This is a genomic window from Vibrio sp. 11-4(1) (assembly GCF_013048625.1).
Lineage (GTDB): Bacteria > Pseudomonadota > Gammaproteobacteria > Enterobacterales > Vibrionaceae > Vibrio > Vibrio diabolicus.
Map to the genome: position 1 here is coordinate 1 of NZ_VHSY01000034.1, position 3285 is coordinate 3285.

Annotated in this window: 4 protein-coding genes and 1 pseudogene; 4 read left to right on the forward strand and 1 reads right to left on the reverse strand. The window is 42.8% G+C overall.

What is annotated here, in order from left to right; all coding sequences use genetic code 11:
• The first annotated feature begins 4 nt into the window (after positions 1-4).
• On the forward strand, positions 5-127 hold the full coding sequence (locus FKN16_RS24010; RefSeq protein WP_170903715.1) for a DUF3265 domain-containing protein: 123 nt from the start codon (positions 5-7) through the stop codon (positions 125-127).
• 67 nt (positions 128-194) lie between these two features.
• On the opposite strand, the gene FKN16_RS24015 is transcribed toward FKN16_RS24010, so the two are convergent.
• Entirely contained in the window at positions 195-518 is a 324-nt protein-coding gene (locus FKN16_RS24015; RefSeq protein WP_101911965.1) for a hypothetical protein, read from the reverse strand.
• 711 nt (positions 519-1229) lie between these two features.
• Here FKN16_RS24015 and FKN16_RS24025 point away from each other — a divergent pair.
• The 3 genes and pseudogenes from FKN16_RS24025 to FKN16_RS24045 form a co-directional block, all read left to right on the forward strand.
• The gene (locus FKN16_RS24025; protein WP_025506483.1) at positions 1230-1637 is read left to right on the forward strand and encodes a hypothetical protein; all 408 of its coding nucleotides are present in this window, start codon (positions 1230-1232) and stop codon (positions 1635-1637) included.
• Positions 1638-1783: 146 nt separating this feature from the next.
• Entirely contained in the window at positions 1784-2209 is a 426-nt protein-coding gene (locus FKN16_RS24035; RefSeq protein WP_170903714.1) for a hypothetical protein, read from the forward strand.
• A gap of 757 nt (positions 2210-2966) precedes the next feature.
• Positions 2967-3285, forward strand: a pseudogene (locus FKN16_RS24045) (GNAT family N-acetyltransferase); the annotation flags it as partial.

Consider the following 3285-nt stretch of genomic DNA (forward strand, 5'->3'; position numbering starts at 1 on the left):
CGGCATAACAAAGCGTTCAAGAGGGATTCATGCCGCGTGGCATTTTTGGTATGCAGTGAGTTTTGGTGGTGAAAGTGGTCTGCGGAAAGTTGGTTTATGCGGCATTCACCCCTTAACGCGGCGTTAGTCGCCAGAAAAAGTTAGCAATCAAAATCATGTTTCTAAGCTCAAAATTTGGCTGCTGATTGTTCGGCTCACAGGTTCATCGTCGTTGGTCCAAACTCATTTTCAGCTGTTTTAAGTCCAAAGTTTTGCAAGTGTCCTCGCGGTTGTTTTGTTCTTTGGTGCTGACATAGCAGGGCAATCGAGAGTTTGCTTTTGGTTGCAACTCCGCTCGTTGAATTTGTTGTTACAAAAGCAGATTTACTCGCTGAAATGACGTTTTCTCTGGTGTTGTAAGTTCCACGTGGTTTCAGTGACTTTGTTGAAAGTCCGCATTGTGAGATTGGCTTTCCAAAAGCGCTTTTTGGTGTTGTTAGTCCGTTTTCTGCGGCGTTGTTTGTTCCAAGTGGTTTCATTGAGTAGCCGCTTTGAGACTACGCCTGACTTAAATGCATCAAAGCACATAAAGTTTGTTGTTCGCAAAGTTTGGTTCGGCTTAAAATTGTCGCTCGGTGCCTCGCGACTAACAAACTGCTCAAGAGGGATTCGCAACGCGAGGCATTTTTACTATGCGTTGATTTTAGTGATTAAGGTGGTATGCAGCGGCATCGGTATTGCGTTGCTCACCCCTTAGCAGGGCGTTAACTGGCGCAGAAAATATGAAAGCACATTGATACCGTTACTAGGTTCAGAGGTTTAGCGTGTTTGGTCGGTTCCCTTAATTAAGCTAATGCGACTAATTTCAATTTGGTACTTAAGTTTATTCATGAGAAAGGCGGCACAAAGCCTTCTAATAATATAAGGCATTCGCGATTAGTTCGGCGCACTTACATCGCCGAAGTATGGTGTTGTGAGACGCATTTCAAACTAAAGGTAAACGGTAATCTTTTAGTTAAATACATATTTGAGTTAGCTTTACTAATCATTAATTAGGAAAACCAGCCTTGGCTAAAGTGGCTGTAAGATCGGCGAAAGCTGAAAGGCGCTCAGTTAACAAACTGTTCAAGAGGGATTCGCAACGCGTGGCATTTTCACTATGCGTTGGTTTAAGTGATTAAGGTGGTATGCGGCGGCTTCGGTATTGCGTTGCTCACCCCTTAACAGGGCGTTAGCTGTTTGAGGAAAAAATGAGAAAATTCGATAAGCCGCTATTCTGGCTGTATATAAAAACAAGAGACTCATTGTTGTCATCTTTTAAGGGCTTTCTGGGAATGCTTTTAGTGTTGATCGGGGCTGCAGTAGTTTTAGGTAATGAATCCCCTGAGAATGTCTGGATTTCGGTGGGAATCATTTTACTAGTATCTAGTCTTCCAGTCTCAATGGGCTTGATGATGGTAAAGTTCAAATTTAAGAGCTTTGCTGGATCAATACCTACAGCAGAACTAGCGTACTTCTTACAGCACGATGAAGGTGCAAACTTAGATAAAGCTGTGAGAGGTTTATTTTCGTTATACCTATCTTTTATGATTTACCTTTGGTTTACGATGGTAGCTATCGCAGCTCTTGGTATGTTGGGAGCAAAGCTCGTGTTGTAAAACACAGCTAACAAACTGCTCAAGAGGGATTCGCAACGCGTGGCATTTTTACTGTGCGTTGAATTTAGTGATTAAGGTGGTTTGCGGCGGCTTAGGTATTGCGTTGCTCACCCCTTAGCAGGGCGTTATGTGTTTTTAGGAAAAAAATGGAAATTTTCGAAATTCAACTAGGAAACTCAATCGGTCCAGTCAAGCTTGGTATGACAGAAACTGAAGTGAGCAATGTTATCGGAGCTCCTGATTGCATCTATGGTCATCGCCATCATTTTTTAGATGGTCTCATGGTAGATTTTGATAATGAAGGAAGAGTTGAGTTCATTGAAGCTGCGGCGTCTGAGTTGTTTTCAACGACATTGTTTGGCTTTGACGTACATAGGACATTAGCGACTAATGTGCTCGAACGAGTTCAGCTAGAAGGAAACTATGATCATTCTGATCCAGAGTTAGGCTATAGCTACGTGTTTAAAGAGCTTCAGTTATCTTTCTGGCGTCCAACTCTTCCTGACCTAGAAGAAGGTGAAGGGTTGTACTTTCAATCGGTTGCAATTGCTTCCGAGGGTTACTTTGAGTAAACACATAACAAACAATTTAAGAGTGATTCAGCACGCTTGGCATTTTCGGTTTTGGTCAAGTTTAGTGATTAAGGTGTTTAAATTGAGTTTCGTGGTCGCGTGCTTCACACCTTAATTGGGCGTTAGTTTGCAAGAGGATAAACGCAGCTATATCGCAAGGTCTAGTGGTAAAAGCTCAAAGTGGAAATCGTCATATCGGCGTTCAATTTCAGTGTTAACTAGCGTGGTGAAAACCCCAAACTGGCAGCGTTTCTACGGTTGATTTGTTCTTTGGTGCGGCGATTTTTGGGTTAACTGGGTTGAACTTTTTTGCTGAAACTCTGCTCGTTGAGTTTGTTGGTGCAAAAGCCGGTTTATTCACTGAAATGACGTTTTCTCTGGTGTGGTAAGTTCACGTGGTTTTAGTGACTTTGTTGAAAGTCCGCACTGTGAGGTTGGTTTTCCAAAAGCGCTTTTTGGTGTTGTGAGTTCGCTTTCTGCGGCGTTGTTTGTTCCAAGTGGTTTCATTGAGTAGCCGCTTTGAGACTACGCCTGACTTAGATGCATCAAAACACATAAAGTTTATTGTTTGCAAAGTTTGAAATAACGTAAAATCAACGCTTTGGGTTTGCAAACTAACAAACTGCTCAAGAGGGATTCGCAACGCGTGGCATTTTTACTATGCGTTGAATTTAGTGATTAAGGTGGTTTGCGGCGGCTTAGGTATTGCGTTGCTCACCCCTTAGCAGGGCGTTATGTGCTTATGAGGAAAATTGACATGGAAGTGATAGAGGCCAACCTTGATTTGGCCCCATTATTAGCGAGTTATGCGAAAGAATGCCTAGAGTCGGGTATTCCAAAATATTCGGGTGTGGAGCTAGATCCGACAGCTTATTTGTCAGGTTTGGTCGAACGTTCAAAGGCAATCTCCGAGTTACCAAAGGGATATTTACCTAGCACAACTTACTACTGTGTATCGAACTCCGAAATTTTAGGTGCAATCCGAGTTCGCAAAGGTACTAATGCCAACGTAGAAAATGTCATTGGTCATATTGGCTACGAAACTAGACCGTCAGCTCGTGGTAAGGGTGTAGCCT

Coding starts and splice junctions, on each gene's coding strand:
- FKN16_RS24015 (WP_101911965.1), bottom strand. CDS start 518: ATGAAACCACTTGGAACAAACAACGCCGCAGAAAACGGACTAACAACA.
- FKN16_RS24025 (WP_025506483.1), top strand. CDS start 1,230: ATGAGAAAATTCGATAAGCCGCTATTCTGGCTGTATATAAAAACAAGA.
- FKN16_RS24035 (WP_170903714.1), top strand. CDS start 1,784: ATGGAAATTTTCGAAATTCAACTAGGAAACTCAATCGGTCCAGTCAAG.